Origin of the sequence: Streptomyces griseicoloratus (genome assembly GCF_014534645.1) — a bacterium.
In the GTDB taxonomy this organism is placed as follows: Bacteria; Actinomycetota; Actinomycetes; order Streptomycetales; family Streptomycetaceae; genus Streptomyces; species Streptomyces griseicoloratus.
Genome location: NZ_JACVQF010000138.1, coordinates 56,241 through 72,351 on the forward strand (window position 1 = coordinate 56,241; position 16,111 = coordinate 72,351).

The following is a 16,111-nucleotide window of genomic DNA, read 5'->3' on the forward strand; positions in this document are numbered from 1 at the left end:
CCGGAAGCCCCCGAGCCCCCGAAGGCCCCGAAGGCCCCGAAGGCCCCGAAGGCCCCGAAGCCCCGGAACGCCACGAGGGCGCCGGTCCCGTCGTACGTACGGCTGGTGCGTACGTGCGACGGGACCGGCGCCCTCGGTGCAGGCGCTTGGGGCCGTCAGGCCTTCGCGTCGGCCTTGGTCTTGATGTTGCGGGTGGTCACGCGGTGCTCCGCCTTGGACCTGTCCAGCACCATGACCAGGGCCGCGATGACCACGAACAGCGCGATCGGGGCCAGGACGTAGAGGCCCAGCGTCTCGATGACGCTCAAGCCCGTGCCGGGGTCGTCACCGTCGTCGCGGGTCAGCGCGAGCGCGGGGGACGACATGAGCAGCATCATCAGCGTCGTACCGGCTGCCAGGGCGCCGGCGCGCAGGGCGTTCTTCTTGTCCACGGTGCCAAAGTTAGTTCACGCGGATTTCGGGCGCGCGGCCGGGGTGCCGTTCGGGGCCGCTCCCCCGGACCACGTCGAGCAGGGCGTGCGCCCGCGGGGAGGCGGCGAGCTCCTCCAGCGTCACCGGGCGGCCGTCGGCGTCGGCGACCGGCAGGCGCCAGTTCGGGTACTGGTCCGAGGTGCCGGGGAGGTTCTGCGGGCGCCGGTCGCCGACCGTGTCGGGGAGCCAGACGCCGACCATGCGGGCGGGCGTGCGGAGCAGGAAGCGGTGCAGGGCCTGGATCTCGGCCTCCTCCGCGGAGGTGCCGGCGCCGTTGCCGGCGTGCCGGAGCAGGCCGAGCCCGGCGAGGAGTTCCAGCCACTCCCCCGTGTCGGCCGCCGCCTCCGCCCGTTCCTCCTCCACCGGCCGGGTGAGCAGGCCGAGGCCGTCGCGGAGTGCGACGTGCTCGCCGGTGAGCCGGGCGGCGGTGGACGGCAGGTCGTGCGTGGTGGCGGTGGCCAGGCAGTCGGCGCGCCAGCGTTCGGGGGGCAGGGGGCGGCCGTCGCCGTCCCAGTCCCGCTCGAACCACAGCACCGAGGTGCCGAGGACGCCGCGCTCGCGGAGCGTCTCGCGCACGCCGGGCTCCACGGTGCCGAGATCCTCACCGATGACCACGGCACCGGCCCGGGACGCCTCCAGCACCAGGACGGCGAGCATCGCCTCGGCGTCGTAGCGGACGTAGGTGCCCTCGGTGGGCGGGTGGCCCTGCGGCACCCACCACAGCCGGAACAGGCCCATGACGTGGTCGATGCGCAGCGCCCCGGCGTAGCGGAACAGGGACCTGAGCAGCAGGCGGAAGGGCGCGTACCCGGACTCGGCGAGCCGGTCCGGCCGCCAGGGCGGCAGGCCCCAGTCCTGGCCACGGGCGTTGAAGGCGTCCGGCGGCGCGCCCACCGACGTCCCGGCGGCGAAGTACTCCTGTCCGGCCCAGGCGTCGGCGCCCTGCGGGTGCACGCCGACCGCGAGGTCGTGCACGATCCCGACCGGCATCCCCGCCTCTCGGGCGGTGCGCTGGGCGGCCGTGAGCTGGGTGTCGGTGAGCCAGGCCAGACGGGAGTGGAAGTCGACGCGGTCCGCCAGTTCGGCGCGGGCGCGGGCGGTGTCGGCGGAGCGGGGATCGCGCAGCCCGGCCGGCCACCGGTGCCAGTCGGAGCCGTGGACCTCGGCGAGCGCGCACCAGGTGGCGTGGTCCTCCAGCGCCCGGCCCTGTTCGGCGAGGTAGTCGCAGTAGGCGGCGCGCCGGCCCGGCCCGAGCGGCACCTCGCGCAGCAGTTCCAGCGCCTGGCGCTTGAGCTCCCACACCGCGTCCCGGTCGATCAGGGCGCCCTTCTCCAGCACGGCCTCCCGCAGCCGTCCGGCGCGCTCCAGGAGGGCCGGCAGGCGCGCGTCGCGGTGGGCGGCGTAGGCGAATTCGGGCACGTCCTCGATCCGGAGGTGGACGGGGTCGGGGAAGCGGCGCGAGGAGGGCCGGTACGGGGAGGGGTCGGTGGGGGCGCCGGGCACGGCCGCGTGCAGAGGGTTGACCTGGACGAACCCGGCGCCGAGGGTGCGTCCGGCCCAGGCGGCCAGCTCGCCGAGGTCACCGAGGTCGCCCATGCCCCAGGAGCGGCGGGACAGGAGGGAGTAGAGCTGGACGAGGAGTCCGTGGGTGCGTCCGGCGGGGACGGGCAGCCGGCCGGGGGCGACCACGAGGTGACTGCGGGCGGTGCGTCCGTCGGGGGCGGTGGCGGTGAGCCGGTGGACGCCGGGCGGGAGCCCGTCGGTGCCGGCGCGCGTCTCACCCTGTTCGGTCTCCACGCACAGCCGGGTGCCGTCGGGCAGCGCGGCCAGTGCGGCCGGCGGGCTCTCGCCGCTCCAGTGGACCAGCGTCGGCGGCAGCAGCCGTGCGCGCAGTTCCCGCTCGCGGGCGGTGAGCGCGGCGCGTACGGCGGGCGGGCTGCCGGCGTCGACGCCGAGGGCGGCCAGGGCCAGGGTGACGGCGGTGACCGAGGCCGGGACCGTGCGGTCCGGGGAGGGGCTGTAGGAGGTGGCGACGCCGTGCAGTGCGGCGAGCCGGGACAGGTCCTCGGGCAGGTCCTCGGCGGCGGGTCCGGCCGGCCTGGCTGCTGTCATCTAGGACCTCGTGGGTTCCGGGACGGCGAACGAGGGGGTGCCCTGCTCGGGCACGACGGCCGTGAGTTCGGGGGAGGACTCGCTGGTCAGCGGTACGGCGTCGGCGAACGGCGACTCGCTGGTCAGGGGCTCGGCGTCGGGCAGCGGCGGTTCGCTGGTCAGCGGGGCCTCGACGCAGGCGCCCTCCGCGCCGAAGACGCAGAAGTGGGGGCTGCCGGGTTCGGCGGACGGCTCCGCCACGGGTTTCGACGGGGTCGGAAGGGGATGGTGTGCCGGTGCGGCCACGGGGGTCTCCTTGTCGAGCACGGCATCGGGCGGGTTACCGCAGCCCTACCCAGTGGGCGCGAGGACAGACGCCCGGGGACGGACAACGTGGCCCTGGTCACATTCTTCCTTCGCGAACTCTCCCCAGATCCCAGCAAAAGGGACAGCCGACTCGGCCCTTGATCACACAAACCGGTCACACCGGCCACAGTCGTTGACACGTTCACCGCGCGGGTGGTGGGCTCGATCTTCCGTGACACGAACGTGATGCGGCGCGTGACGCGGAACGGACCCCGGAAACCGCCCGGAACGGGACCCGGACGGGACCGGGACGGGACGCGGAAACGTGACGCGGACACCGAGCGACCAGGAGGGGCGCGTGCAGCCACGGCGCAGGAGGAGGGCGGCCGCCCTCGCGATCGCCGCCCTCGCCGGCGGCCTGGGAACGCTGGGCCCGGCCCCCGCCGTGGCGGCCGAGCCGTCCCCGGGCACGGCGCCGGCCGCCACGCCGGTGCCGGCGTCTCCCGGCCGGTCGGGCGCCGGGTCCCCGGTGTGGCCGCGTCCGCAGTCCCTGCGGGAGAACGGCGACCCGGTCCCGGTCACCGAGGAGGTCGCCCTGGCCGTCGGCGCCGGCGCCGACCCGTACGCCGTGGAGGCCCTGCGCGCGCTGCTGCGGCAGGCGGGGACCCGCCGGATCACGGAACCTGCCGCCGGCGCGCGGCCGCCCGCGGGGGCGCTGGTGGTCCGCGTGGCGACGCAGGCACCCGGCGGCAGCTCCCGGGAGGGCCTGCCCTCCGGCGGCTACCGCCTGACGGTCGGGCGCGGCACCGTCACGCTCTCCGGGGCCGGCGGCGACGGCCTGTTCCACGCCGTGCAGACGCTGCGCCAGCTGCTCCGGCCGGACGGCACGATCCGGGCCGTGGTGGTGCGGGACTGGCCGGGCACCGCCGTGCGCGGTGTCGCGGAGGGCTTCTACGGCACCCCGTGGACGCACCGGGAGCGGCTCGCCCAGCTGGACTTCCTGGGGCGCACCAAGCAGAACCGTTACCTTTACGCCCCGGGCGACGACCTCTACCGGCAGGCCCGCTGGCGCGAACCGTATCCGGCGGCCGAGCGGGCGCAGTTCCGGGAGCTGGCCGAACGGGCCCGCCGCAACCACGTCACGCCGGCCTGGGCGGTGTCGCCGGGCCAGTCGATGTGCTTCTCCTCGGACGCGGACGTGCGGGCGCTGACACGGAAGCTGGACGGGATGCGGGCGCTGGGCTTCCGCGCGTTCCAGCTCCAGTTCCAGGACGTCAGCTACAGCGAGTGGCACTGCGACGCGGACGCGAAGACGTTCGGGTCCGGCCCCGGGGCGGCGGCACGCGCGCAGGCCCGGGTGGCGAACGCGGTGGCCCGGCACCTGGCCGCACGGCAGCCGGGCACCGCCCCGCTGACGGTCATGCCGACCGAGTACTACCAGGACGGGCCGACCGCCTACCGCCGGGCGCTGGCCGGCGCCCTGGACGGGAGCGTGCGGGTGGCGTGGACCGGCGTGGGTGTGGTGCCCCGGACCATCACGGGGCGTGAACTGGCCGAGGCACGGGAGGTGTTCGGGCACCCGCTGGTGACGCTGGACAACTACCCCGTCAACGACTACGCCCCGGGCCGTCTCTTCCTCGGCCCCTACCAGGGCCGCGAACCGGCGGTCGCCACCGGATCGGCCGAGCTGCTCGCCAACGCGATGGAGCAGCCCGAGGCGTCCCGGATCCCGCTGTTCACCGCCGCCGACTACGCCTGGAACCCGCGCGCCTACCGTCCCCAGGAGTCCTGGCGGGCCGCGATCGACGACCTCGCGGGCGGCGACGAGCGCCGGGAGGAGGCGCTGACGGCGCTGGCGGGCAACGCCGCTTCCTCCGTCCTCGACCCCGCGGAGTCGGCGTATCTGCGCCCGCTGATCGAGGCGTTCTGGCGTGAGCGCGCCACCGGCGGCGACCGTGCGGCGGGCCGGCTGCGCGAGGAGTTCGCGCTGCTGCGCGAGGTGCCCCGGCGCCTGGGGCGGGGCGGGCCGGCCGCCGAGGTGGCCCCCTGGTCCGAGCGGCTGGCGGGCTACGGCGAGGCCGGCACCAGGGCGGTCGACATGCTCGGCGCCCAGCGCGCCGGCGACCCGGCGGCGGCCTGGGCGGCGTACCGGGACCTCGGCAGGCTGCGCGGCCGGACGGCACCGTCCCGGGTGACGGTCGGCGAGGGCGTACTCGACCCGTTCCTGCGGCGGGCGCAGAAGGCGTACGAGGCGTGGGCGGGCCTGGACCGCGCGCCGGCCCTGGGCCCCGGGGACGTGGCGGACGGCCGCACGGTCACCTTCCCGGGCGTCCGCTCGCTGGACACGGTGACGGTGCTGGCGGATCCGGGCACCCGCGGGCAGGTCGAGGTCCGGGCGCCCGGCGGGGGCTGGCGGCGCGTCGGGGCGCTGGCGAAGAGCGGCGCGACCGAACTGGCGGTGCGCCGGGACGCCGGCGCCGTCCGGGTCACGGGCCCGGACTCCGCCCGGGTGCGGCACCTGGTCCCGTGGTTCGCCGGCCCGGCCGAGGCGTCGCTGGAGCTGACGCGCACCCGGACGGACGCCGAGACCGGCGGCACCGAGCGGCTGACGGCCCGGCTCGCCTCGCTGCGGCCCGGGGACGTCCGCGGCACGCTCACCGCCCGGGCCCCCGAAGGGGTCGAGGTGCGCCTTCCGAAGGGGCCGCTGACGGTGCCGCGCGGTCAGGAGGTGGACGTCCCGCTGGAGGTGTCCGTGGCACCGGGGACGCCGTCGCGGTCGTACGACATCGAGCTGGCGTTCGGGGGGACGGCGCGGACGCTGACGGTCCGCGCCTTCCCGCGCAGCGCGGGCCCCGATCTGGCCCGCACCGGCCGGGCCGGCTCCTCGGCCGACGAGACACCCGACTTCCCGGCGCCCGCGGCGAACGACGGCGACCCCGGAACGCGCTGGTCGTCCCCGGCCGACGACGGCGCCTGGTGGCAGGTGGAGCTGGAGCGGCCGGTGCGGCTCGGGCGGGTCGCGCTGCACTGGCAGGACGCGTACGCGTCGGCGTACCGCGTCCAGGTCTCGGCGGACGGCCGCCACTGGCGCACGGCGGCGGCGGTGCGGGACGGCCGGGGCGGGCGGGAGACGGTCCGCATGGACGAGCGGGACGTGCGGTACGTGCGCGTGCAGGGCGATGAGCGGGCCACGCGGTTCGGGTACTCGCTGTGGTCGGTGGAGGCGTACGCCGTGGCGGAGTGAGCGCCGGTCCGCGTCGCCGGCGGTCTTCACCTTTTTCGGTGATCGCTATTCACTCAGTACATATCCTGAGTACATAATGAGCTCCATGAGCACCCGTCACATCCTGCTGGGGCTGCTCGCCTCGGGGCCGAGCCATGGCTACGACCTCAAGCGACGCCACGACGAACGCTTCCCCCAGGCCCGTCCGCTGGCCTACGGGCAGGTCTACACGACCCTGCAACGCCTGGTCAGGGACGGACTGGCCGAGGTCGAGGGCACCGAATCCGACGGAGGCCCCGAGCGGACGGCCTACCGCACGACGGAGGAGGGCACGCGCGAACTGACGCGGTGGGCCGCGCAGATCGCGCCGCCCGCGCCCTTCGTGACGAACGAGATCTTCGCCAAGGTCGTCGTCTCGATCCTGTCCGGCGGCGACCCGGCCGCCTACCTGCGCGCCCAGCGCGCCGCCCACATGGCGCGGATGCGGGAGCTCACGGCGGTCAAGACGGCCCCCGGGGCCGACCTGGCGACCGTGCTCTCGGCCGACTACGCCCTCAACCACCTCGACGCCGACCTCCGCTGGATGACCACGACGGCGGCCCGGCTCACCACCCTGACCGCGGAGGTCGACGCAGCATGACGAACGGGGACACGACAGAGCCGCTGCTCGCGGCCCACCAGCTGGTCAAGGCGCACGGCAGGACACCCGCCCTGCGGGGCGCCTCGGTCGAGCTGCGGGCCGGCGAGATCCTCGCCGTCACCGGCGCCAGCGGCAGCGGGAAGTCGACGCTGCTGCACTGCCTGGCCGGGATCGTCCGGCCGGACGGCGGCTCGGTGACCTACGCCGGTCAGCGCCTCGACCGGCTGCCGGAGAAGCGGCTGAGCGAGCTGCGCCGCACCGACTTCGGCGTGGTCTTCCAGTTCGGCCAGCTGATCCCGGAGCTGACGGCCCTGGACAACGTGGCGCTGCCGCTGATGCTGGCCGGCGCCGGCCGGGCCGAGGCGCGGGCGCGGGCCGCCGAGTGGCTGGAGCGGTTCGGGGTGCTCGGCCAGGAGGACCTGCGACCGGGCGAGATGAGCGGGGGCCAGGCGCAGCGGGCGGCACTGGCCCGGGCCCTGGTCACCGGGCCGAAGGCGGTCTTCGCCGACGAACCGACCGGGGCTCTCGACTCACTGGCGGGCGAGCAGGTGATGACGGCGCTGGCCCACACGGCCCGCGAGGCGGGCACGGCGGTGCTGCTGGTCACGCACGACGCCCAGGTGGCGGCGTACGCGGACCGCGAGATCCAGCTCCGCGACGGGGTCGTGGCACCGGCGGAGGTGACCGCGTGAGCACGGTTTCCTCCCCGGCCGCACGGTCCTCGGTGCGGTCCGACGCGCGGCTGGCCCGGGAGCTGCTGCGCGGCTCCGACCGCCGGGAGTGGTGGCGGATCGGTCTCACGGCGGCGGGCGCGGCCCTCGCGACCGGGTTCGCGCTCGCGGCCGTCGTCCTCGCCTCCCTGCGCGGCGGTCACGACTTCTCCGTCGGCCACGGCCTGCTCGACGCGCCGGGCACCCGGGCCGGAGTGGTCTCCGGGCTGCTGCTGTTGCTGGTCCCGGTGCTGGGCTTCCTCGGCCAGTGCGCCCGCATCGGCGCCGTGCACCGCGACCGGCGGCTGGCCGGGCTGCGGCTGGCCGGGGCGACGCCCTGGCAGGTGCGGCGGATCGCGGCGCTGGAGACCGGGCTCGCCTGTCTGCTCGGCTCGGCGGTCACCACCGTCTTCTCGGTCCTGCTCCTGCTGCGTCTGTGGAGCCGGCCGTCGGGGGCGGCCTGGGCGGGCGTCGCGCTGGTCGCCGTCGGCGTGCCGGTGCTGGGCGCGCTCGCGGGCGTGCTGGCGCTGCGCCGGGTGGTGGCGTCTCCGCTGGGCCGGGTGCGCCGGGTGCGGCCGGAGAGCGGACGCGGGCCCCGGCTGCTGTTCCTCGGGGCGCTGCCGGTGGTGGCGGTGACGGGGACGCTCGCGGTGGCCGGCACCGGCACGGGTTCCGGCGGCCGGGACCACTGGCAGGGGCCGCTGGCCGTGTTCGGCCTGGTCATCGCGGTCGGCGCGGGCGCGGTGTGGCTGGCCGGGGCGACGGCCCGGTTCGTCGGCGGGCTGCTCGCCGTACGGGCCCGGTCGGCAGCCACGCTGATCGCGGCGGCACGGCTGTACGACGACCCGTGGGCGCCGGCCCGCACCCATGCCGCGGTGCTGCTGGTGACGGTCACCGGGACGGTGTTCCTGTGCGTGCGGCACGCGCTGCTGACCGAGCTGCGCGCCATGGAGCACCCGGCCGCCGACATGTCGTACTACACCACCGGCCTGGACCTGACCGGCGCCGCGATCCTCGTCGCCCTCGCGATCACCCTGTCCGGCCTCGCCGTGGGCACCGCCGAGTCCCTGGCCACGCGCCGCCGGACGCTGGCCGCCCAGGCCGCGGCGGGCGTGCCGCGCACCGTCCTGAACCGGGCCCTGCTGCTGGAGACCGCCCTGCCCCTCGCCCCGGCCCTGCTGCTGGCCGGCGCCGGGGGCCTGGCGGTCGGCACGTGGTACTCCGCGCTGACCGGCGACGCCTCGCTGCCGTGGGCCGCCCTGCTGGTCGCGCCCGGCGTGTACGCGTCCTGCCTCCTGGCGGCGGCGACGGCCCTGCCCCTGCTGAGCCGCTCGGTACGGCCGGGAGAGCTGCGCTACGCCTAGCGCCCGCCGAGCGGTCCCCGAACACGCCCTCGAAGGCAGCCCTCCGCCGCCTCGCCGTCCCCTGAGCGGGGCCCGCGTGGCAGACGAAGGCCCGGATCGTCGTCAGGCGGAGATGCCGTCGATCCGGGCCAGGGCGTCGTCCGCGCCGTACGGCTGCAGGTAGGGCAGCCAGCGCGGGTCCCTATGGCCGGTGCCGATGATGCGCCAGGCCAGACCGGTGGGCGGGGCCGGTTTGTGACGCAGCCGCCAGCCCAGCTCGACGAGGTGCCGGTCGGCCTTGACGTGGTTGCAGCGGCGGCAGGACGCCACCACGTTGTCCCAGACGTGCTTGCCCCCGCGGCTGCGCGGGATGACGTGGTCGACGCTGGTTGCGACGCCACCGCAGTACATGCACCGGCCCCCGTCGCGCGCGAAGAGCGCCCGCCGGGTCAGTGGAACGGGCCCCCGGTAGGGAACCCGCACGAATCGCTTGAGCCGGACCACGCTGGGTGCGGGGACTGTGACGGTCGCGCTGTGCAGATACGCGCCGGACTCCTCGAGGCACACGGCCTTGTTCTCGAGGACGAGGACGAGCGCGCGGCGGAGCGGTACGACGCCGAGCGGCTCGTACGACGCGTTGAGGACCAGGACATGCGGCACGGGTGCCTCCTTGGGCGTCGGCGGCGCGTGGCTCGCGCCGGGACGATCTGCAGTCAGTCTCCCCTCATGCCTGGTGCGAGCGCCACCATGTCCCGGTAACGGGCTGGGAGTGTTTTCGACCACATCTGATGGATCCCCCGGACCGTGACCAGTTCAAGCACGGGTGAGGACCGTCTCTCCCGCGGACTTCACACGGATCGGCACATCCTGCCCCGTTAGTGTGGTGTTTCCGTCCCTCCGGTGATCCTTCCGTGACCTCGGTCCGGTCCGGGGGGCGGACCGCTGTGCACCTGGAGGTATCCGCCGTGTCCCTGTCCGCCGCCGTCCTGTCGGCCGCCGGTTCGTCACCGTCGCCCTCGCCCTCACCGACGGCTCCGACGGTGCCCACGTTCCAGGACGCCCAGGAGCGCGCGACGAACGCCGCGAGCTGGGTCGAGGAGAACTGGTCGACGTGGCTCGCCATCGGGCTGCGGGTGCTGCTGATCGTGGTCATCGCCGCGGTGCTGAGGGCGGTGGTGCGGCGGGCGATCACCAAGCTGATAGACCGCATGAACCGCACGGTCCAGGCGGTCGACGGCACCGCGCTGGGCGGCCTGCTGGTCAACGCCGAGCGCCGCCGCCAGCGCTCACAGGCCATCGGGTCGGTGCTGCGCTCGGTGGCCAGCTTCGTGATCATGGGTACCGCGGCCCTGATGGTCCTCGCCACGTTCCAGATCAACCTGGCGCCGCTGCTGGCCTCCGCCGGTGTCGCGGGCGTGGCCATCGGTTTCGGCGCCCGCAACCTGGTCACCGACTTCCTCTCCGGCGTCTTCATGATCCTGGAGGACCAGTACGGCGTCGGCGACAGCATCGACGCGGGCGTGGCCTCCGGCGAGGTCATCGAGGTCGGCCTGCGCGTGACCAAGCTGCGCGGCGAGGGCGGCGAGATCTGGTACGTCCGCAACGGCGAGGTCAAGCGGATCGGCAACCTCTCCCAGGGCTGGTCCACGGCCGGCGTGGACGTCACGGTCCGCTCCGCTGAGGACCTGGACAAGGTACGCAAGACCATCGACGCGGTCGGCGACCGGATGAGCAAGGAGGAGCCCTGGAACGAGCTCCTGTGGGGCCCGATCGAGGTGCTCGGCCTGGACTCCGTCCTGCTGGACTCCATGGTGGTGCGCGTCTCGGCGAAGACCATGCCCGGCAAGTCCCTCGGCGTCGAGCGCGAGCTGCGCTGGCGGATCAAGCGCGCCTTCGACGCCGCCGACATCCCGATCGTCGGCCGCCCCGCGCTCCCGGCCGAGGAGGCCGCCGCCGCGGACCCGGCGGCGGGCGTCGCGGCCCCGTCGGCCTACGCGAGCACCACCTCCCCGCAGTCGCTGGCGGCCTCGCCGATCACCCCGCCGAGCACGACGAAGTAACCGGCTCCCTTTCCTTCTCCTTCCGCCCCCGAGGCGCGACACCGTCGCCTCGGGGGCGGTCGCTCTTGACGGCCCCTTCGCGGCGGGCCTACGTTTCCGAGGCGAACAGGAAACTTTCCTAACAGTGGGGGCCGCGGATGGCAGGGACCGCCGGTACGCCGGGCACCCCGCGCGTGCTGCGCGCCATGAACGACCGTGCCGCCCTGGACCTGCTGCTGGAGCACGGGCCCCTGTCGCGCACCCGGATCGGCACGCTGACCGGCCTGTCGAAGCCGACCGCCTCGCAGCTGCTGGCCCGGCTGGAGGCGGCGGGGCTCGTGCTGGCCGGCGGCACCACGGAGGGCCGGCCCGGCCCGGGCGCCCGGCTCTACGAGGTCAACCCGGCCGCCGCCTACGCCGCGGGGCTCGACGTCACCCCGACCCGCATCCTCGCCGCCGTCGCCGACATCACCGGCCGCACGGTCGGCCGCCACGAACTGCCCACCCCCCGCGGGCGCACCGTCGCACCCGTCGTCCAGCAGGTCACCGACGCCCTCGACGGCGCCGTCCGGGCGGCGGGACTGGCCCGCGACGACGTCCACCGCCTCGTCATCGGCACCCCGGGCGCCTTCGACCCGAACTCCGGCCGCCTGCGCTACGCCTCCCACCTGCCCGGCTGGCACTCCCCCGGCCTGCTCGGCGAACTCGCCGCCGCCCTGCCGATGCCGGTCGAGTACGAGAACGACGTCAACCTCGCCGCCGTGGCCGAGCAGCGCCTCGGCGCGGCCCGCGGCCACGAGGACTTCGTCCTGCTGTGGAGCCAGGAGGGCATGGGCGCGGCCCTGGTCCTCGGCGGGCGGCTGCACCGCGGCTGGACCGGCGGCGCCGGCGAGGTCGGCTTCCTGCCGGTGCCGGGCGCGCCCCTGGCCCGCCAGGTCGCCCGGACGGGCAGCGGCGGCTACCAGGAGCTGGCCGGCGCCCAGACCGTGCCGGGGCTGGCCCGCGAGCTGGGCGTCACCCCCGTCCCCTGCGGCCCCTACGCCGAGGCCGCCGCCGCCCTCCTCGCCCGGGCGGCCGGGTCCGGCGACGGTCCCCACCGCCGCCTGCTGCGGACGTACGCCACCCGGCTGGCCACCGGTCTGGCCTCGCTGGTCTCCGTCCTGGACCCCGAGCTGGTCGTCCTCGGCGGCGCCGCGCTCACCGCCGGCGGCGAGGCGCTGCGCGCCCTCGTCCAGGCCGAGCTGGAGGAGCTGGCCGCCTCCCGGCCGCGGCTCGTCACCGCCGGCGTCACCGAACATCCCGTCCTGCGCGGCGCGCTGGAGAGCGCGCTCGCGACCACCCGCGACGAGGTCTTCGACACCTCGCGCTGACACCAGGCCGCCCCCGGCCCGACGGCCGGGGGTCTCCTCGGAGGTAACCGATGAAACTCACCGTGGTCGGCGGCGGCTCGACCTACACGCCCGAACTCGTCGACGGTTTCGCCCGGCTGCGGGACACGCTGCCCGTCGGGGAACTGGTCCTCGCCGATCCGGCCGCGGACCGGCTGGAGCCGGTGGGCGCCCTGGCCCGCCGCATCTTCGCCAAGCAGGGGCATGGCGGCCGGATCGTCACGACCGGCGACCTGGAGGCCGCCGTCGACGGTGCCGACGCGGTCCTCCTCCAGCTCCGCGTCGGCGGCCAGGCGGCCCGCGAGCGGGACGAGACCTGGCCTGTGGAGTGCGGCTGCGTCGGCCAGGAGACGACCGGCGCGGGCGGCCTGGCCAAGGCCCTGCGCACGGTGCCGGTGGTCCTGGACATCGCCGAGCGGATCCGCCGCGCCAACCCGGACGCCTGGATCATCGACTTCACCAACCCGGTCGGCATCGTGACCCGTGCACTGCTCCAGGCCGGCCACCGGGCGGTCGGCCTGTGCAACGTGGCGATCGGGCTGCAGCGCAAGTTCGCCGCGCTGCTCGGGGTGGCGCCCGCCGAGGTCCACCTGGACCACGTCGGCCTGAACCACCTCACCTGGGAGACCGGCGTCCGCCTGGGCGGGCCCGAGGGGGAGAACGTCCTGCCCCGGCTGCTGGCGGACCACGGCGACGCCGTCGCCGCCGACCTCCGCCTGCCCCGCCCGCTGCTGGACCGTCTGGGCGTCGTCCCGTCCTACTACCTGCGCTACTACTACGCGCACGACGAGGTCGTGGCCGAGTCGCGCACCAAGCCGTCGCGGGCCGCGGAAGTGGCGGCGATGGAGCGCGAGTTGCTGGCGATGTACGCCGACCCTGCCCTCGACGAGAAACCGGCGCTGCTGGCCAGGCGGGGCGGCGCCTACTACTCGGAGGCGGCCGTGGACCTCGCGGCGGCCCTGCTCGGCGGCCAGGGCTCCCCCTACCAGGTGGTGAACACCTGGAACCGGGGCACGCTGCCCTTCCTCCCCGACGACGCGGTGATCGAGGTGCCGGCGGCGGTGGGCCGCAAGGGGGCCACCCCGCTGCCCGTACCGGCCGTGGACCCGCTGTACGCGGGCCTGATGGCGAACGTGACCGCGTACGAGGACCTGGCGCTCCGAGCCGCCCTGCACGGCGGGCGGGACCGCGTGTTCCGGGCCCTGCTCGCCCACCCGCTCGTCGGCCAGTACGAATACGCCGACCGGCTCACCGACCTGCTGATCGCGCACAACCGGGAGCATCTGCCGTGGGCCTGACGCCTTGTGTCCTCGCGGTCGACGCGGGCAACAGCAAGACCGACGTGGCGGTCGTGACGGCCGGCGGGGACGTCCTCGCCACGGCCCGCGGCGGCGGCTTCCGACCGCCCGCCGTGGGTGTCGAGCGGGCGGTGGACACCCTCGCCGACGTGGTGACGCGCGCCTTCGCGGCGGCCGGCGTCACCGGCGTCGACCACGTCTCGGCGTGCCTGGCCAACGCCGACCTGCCCGTGGAGGAGGAGCAGCTGGCCGCCGCCCTGCACGCGCGCGCGTGGGGCACGAGCGTCGACGTACGCAACGACACGTTCGCGATCCTGCGGGCGGGAGTCGACGAACCGCGCGGGGTCGCCGTGGTCTGCGGCGCCGGCGTCAACTGCGTCGGCATGCGCCCCGACGGCCGCACCGCCCGCTTCCCGGCCCTCGGCCGCGTCTCCGGGGACTGGGGCGGCGGCTGGGGACTGGCCGAGGAGGCGCTGTGGCACGCGGCCCGGGCGGAGGACGGCCGCGGGGAGCCCACGGAGCTGGCCCGCACGCTGCCGGCCCACTTCGGGCTCGGCTCGATGTACGCGCTCATCGAGGCCCTGCACCTGGGGCACATCGACTCCGGCCGGCGCCACGAGCTGGCCCCCGTGCTGTTCGCCACGGCCGCCGGCGGCGACCGGGTGGCCCGCGCGATCGTCGGCCGGCAGGCCGACGAGGTCGTGACCATGGCCACCGTCGCCCTGACCCGGCTGGACCTGCTGGCCGAGGAGACCCCGGTCCTCCTGGGCGGCAGCGTCCTGGCCGCCCGGCACCGCCTGCTCGACGAGCGGATACGGGAGCTGCTGGCGGAGCGCGCCCCCAGGGCCGTACCGCGGGTGGTGACGGCACCGCCCGTGCTGGGCGCGGTGCTGCTGGGCCTGGACCGGACGGGCGCGGCGCCGGAGGCCCGTGCGCGGGTCCGGGCGCACTTCGACGTCTGAGGCCCGCCCGGGGAACCGAACCGGTTCCTGCGACGTGTTCATGGGCAGGGGTGGTGGGAGTCCCCTGCCCGGCGGAAGGCGAGGGCGGGAGAACACCGGGATCGGATCAAGATCGGGTAAGGCCGGTGCGAATGTCGGTGCCGGCAGCGATACTTGCGGCGACGGATGACCATGGGGGAGGTCAGCAAGTGACTCAACCGCCGAAGAGCAGCGCGGCACCACCGGCGGGCGCCGGCGCGCCCACCCTGCCCGCCGTGCCGCCGCAGCCGGTGCCGCAGCAGCGGGCGGGCGCGGGCGGGCCCGCCGGGTCCCCGCAGCCCCGTCGCACCGCGTTCGCCGAGGGCGTGGACCGGCTGCGCGCGGCGGCCACCACCGAGCCCGGCCGGCTGCGCATCATCGGTGCCCTGCTCGCCCTGCTCGTCGTCGCCTTCGGCGCCGTCACGGCCTGGCAGACGACCGAGCGGGCCGCCGCCGCCGACGACGTGCTGAGGCGCAGCCAGCCGCTGAGCTCCGACGCGGCCGACATCTACCGCTCCCTCGCCGACGCCAACACCGCCGCGTCCAGCGGGTTCCTCGCCGGCGGCCAGGAGACCAAGACCTCCCGCGACCGCTACGAGCGGGGCATCCGCACCGCCGCCGCCAAGCTCGTCACGGCCGCCGCCAGCGCCGACGCCGACTCGCCCGCCACGACCACCATCAGCGAACTCAACCGCCTCCTGCCCGAGTACAAGGGCCTGGTCGAGCGTGCCCGCACCTACAACCGCCAGGGCTTCCCGGTCGGCGGCGCCTACCTGCGCTACGCGAACGAGAAGATGCAGAAGGAGATGCTCCCGGCGGCGGAGAAGCTCTACAGCACGGAGAACCGGCGCCTGAGCGCCGACTACGCCGACGCCAAGCCCTACCCCTGGGCCGCGATCGCCCTCGGTGTCCTCGCCCTCGCGGCCCTGGCCTGGGCGCAGTACCGCACCTACCAGCGCACCAACCGCGTCCTGAACCACGGCATGGTCGCCGCCACCGCCGCCGCCACGGTCGTCCTGCTCTGGCTCGTCGTCGGCCACAGCGTCGCCCGCTCGGACCTCGGCGACTCCTACGACCACGGCGTGCGCTCGCTGAACGTGCTGCACGACGCCCGCATCGCCTCCCTCAAGGCCCGGGGCAACGAGAACCTCACGCTGGTGGCGCGCGGCGCGGAGACCAGGAAGGTCGGCGACAAGACGTACGACGCCTACGACTTCGACTTCCAGAAGAACATGGGCGTCCTCGACAAGGGCCTGGCCGAGGCGCGGCGCCTGGCCGACGACAAGGCGGGCGAGCAGCCGGTGACGGCGGCGGCGGGCAACATGGCCGAGTGGAAGAAGCGCCACGCCCTGGCCCGCGAGCAGGACGAGAACGGCAACTACCAGCAGGCACTGGACATGGTGATCGGCGGCAAGGGTGCCACGGTCGAGTGCTTCGACGGCGTCGACGCCGCGCTCGCCGACGCCCTCGACCACGAGGAGAACGAGTTCCGGCAGGCCGCCCGCGACGGCCGGGACGCGATGACGGGCCTGCCGGCCGGCGCCGCCGTCCTCGCCGTCCTGGGCGCGGCCGGCGCGCTGCTGGGGATCGGCCGCAGGCTGTCGGAGTACCGGTGAAACACT

The 16,111-nt window shown here is 75.6% G+C and carries 13 protein-coding genes; 9 read left to right on the top strand and 4 right to left on the bottom strand.

The genetic code is table 11. The features are described 5' to 3' along the window. Positions 1-155: 155 nt before the first annotated feature. Genes H0H10_RS04065 through H0H10_RS04075 form a run of 3 tightly spaced genes read right to left on the bottom strand, consistent with a single transcriptional unit; the run spans position 156 to position 2,868 of the window. Positions 156-431: a hypothetical protein gene (locus H0H10_RS04065; protein ID WP_188179407.1), complete on the bottom strand. Its 276-nt coding sequence runs from the start codon at positions 429-431 to the stop codon at positions 156-158. A 10-nt stretch (positions 432-441) separates the two neighbouring features. Further along, entirely contained in the window at positions 442-2,583 is a 2,142-nt protein-coding gene (gene malQ, locus H0H10_RS04070; protein WP_188179408.1) for a 4-alpha-glucanotransferase, read from the bottom strand. Further along, a complete protein-coding gene (locus H0H10_RS04075) occupies positions 2,584-2,868 on the bottom strand; it encodes a hypothetical protein (protein WP_188179409.1) in 285 nt (94 codons plus the stop codon). It abuts the gene before it with no gap. Between the two features lie 358 nt (positions 2,869-3,226). On the opposite strand from H0H10_RS04075, the gene H0H10_RS04080 reads away from it, so the two are divergent. The 4 genes from H0H10_RS04080 to H0H10_RS04095 all read left to right on the top strand — a co-directional run bounded on the left by H0H10_RS04080 (position 3,227) and on the right by H0H10_RS04095 (position 8,805). After that, a complete protein-coding gene (locus tag H0H10_RS04080; RefSeq protein WP_188179410.1) occupies positions 3,227-6,112 on the top strand; it encodes a glycoside hydrolase family 84 protein in 2,886 nt (961 codons plus the stop codon). A gap of 85 nt (positions 6,113-6,197) precedes the next feature. Further along, positions 6,198-6,731: a PadR family transcriptional regulator gene (locus H0H10_RS04085; RefSeq protein ID WP_188179411.1), complete on the top strand. Its 534-nt coding sequence runs from the start codon at positions 6,198-6,200 to the stop codon at positions 6,729-6,731. Then, positions 6,728-7,423: an ABC transporter ATP-binding protein gene (locus H0H10_RS04090; RefSeq protein WP_188179412.1), complete on the top strand. Its 696-nt coding sequence runs from the start codon at positions 6,728-6,730 to the stop codon at positions 7,421-7,423. Before H0H10_RS04085 ends, H0H10_RS04090 begins: the two co-directional genes overlap by 4 nt. After that, a complete protein-coding gene (locus H0H10_RS04095; RefSeq protein ID WP_309141725.1) occupies positions 7,420-8,805 on the top strand; it encodes an FtsX-like permease family protein in 1,386 nt (461 codons plus the stop codon). The genes H0H10_RS04090 and H0H10_RS04095 overlap by 4 nt, the downstream gene beginning before the upstream one ends. A 102-nt stretch (positions 8,806-8,907) precedes the next feature. On the opposite strand, the gene H0H10_RS04100 is transcribed toward H0H10_RS04095, so the two are convergent. After that, positions 8,908-9,444 carry an HNH endonuclease gene (locus H0H10_RS04100; RefSeq protein WP_188179413.1) on the bottom strand — a complete coding sequence of 179 codons (537 nt, stop codon included), beginning with the start codon at positions 9,442-9,444 and terminating at the stop codon, positions 8,908-8,910. 305 nt (positions 9,445-9,749) lie between these two features. Between H0H10_RS04100 and H0H10_RS04105 the strand changes: the two genes are divergently transcribed. From H0H10_RS04105 to H0H10_RS04125, 5 genes are all read left to right on the top strand, one after another. After that, a complete protein-coding gene (locus H0H10_RS04105) occupies positions 9,750-10,844 on the top strand; it encodes a mechanosensitive ion channel family protein (RefSeq protein ID WP_188179414.1) in 1,095 nt (364 codons plus the stop codon). 137 nt (positions 10,845-10,981) lie between these two features. Continuing rightward, the gene (locus H0H10_RS04110; protein ID WP_188179415.1) at positions 10,982-12,193 is read left to right on the top strand and encodes an ROK family transcriptional regulator; all 1,212 of its coding nucleotides are present in this window, start codon (positions 10,982-10,984) and stop codon (positions 12,191-12,193) included. Positions 12,194-12,243: 50 nt separating this feature from the next. After that, entirely contained in the window at positions 12,244-13,509 is a 1,266-nt protein-coding gene (locus H0H10_RS04115) for a 6-phospho-beta-glucosidase (RefSeq protein WP_188179416.1), read from the top strand. Next, positions 13,500-14,471, top strand: coding sequence for an N-acetylglucosamine kinase (locus H0H10_RS04120; RefSeq protein ID WP_188179417.1), 972 nt, complete (start codon positions 13,500-13,502; stop codon positions 14,469-14,471). Before H0H10_RS04115 ends, H0H10_RS04120 begins: the two co-directional genes overlap by 10 nt. A 188-nt stretch (positions 14,472-14,659) precedes the next feature. Then, positions 14,660-16,105 (top strand): GlnX family signal transduction membrane protein, encoded by a 1,446-nt coding sequence (locus tag H0H10_RS04125; protein ID WP_188179418.1) that lies wholly within the window; start codon positions 14,660-14,662, stop codon positions 16,103-16,105. The last annotated feature ends 6 nt before the right edge of the window (positions 16,106-16,111 follow it).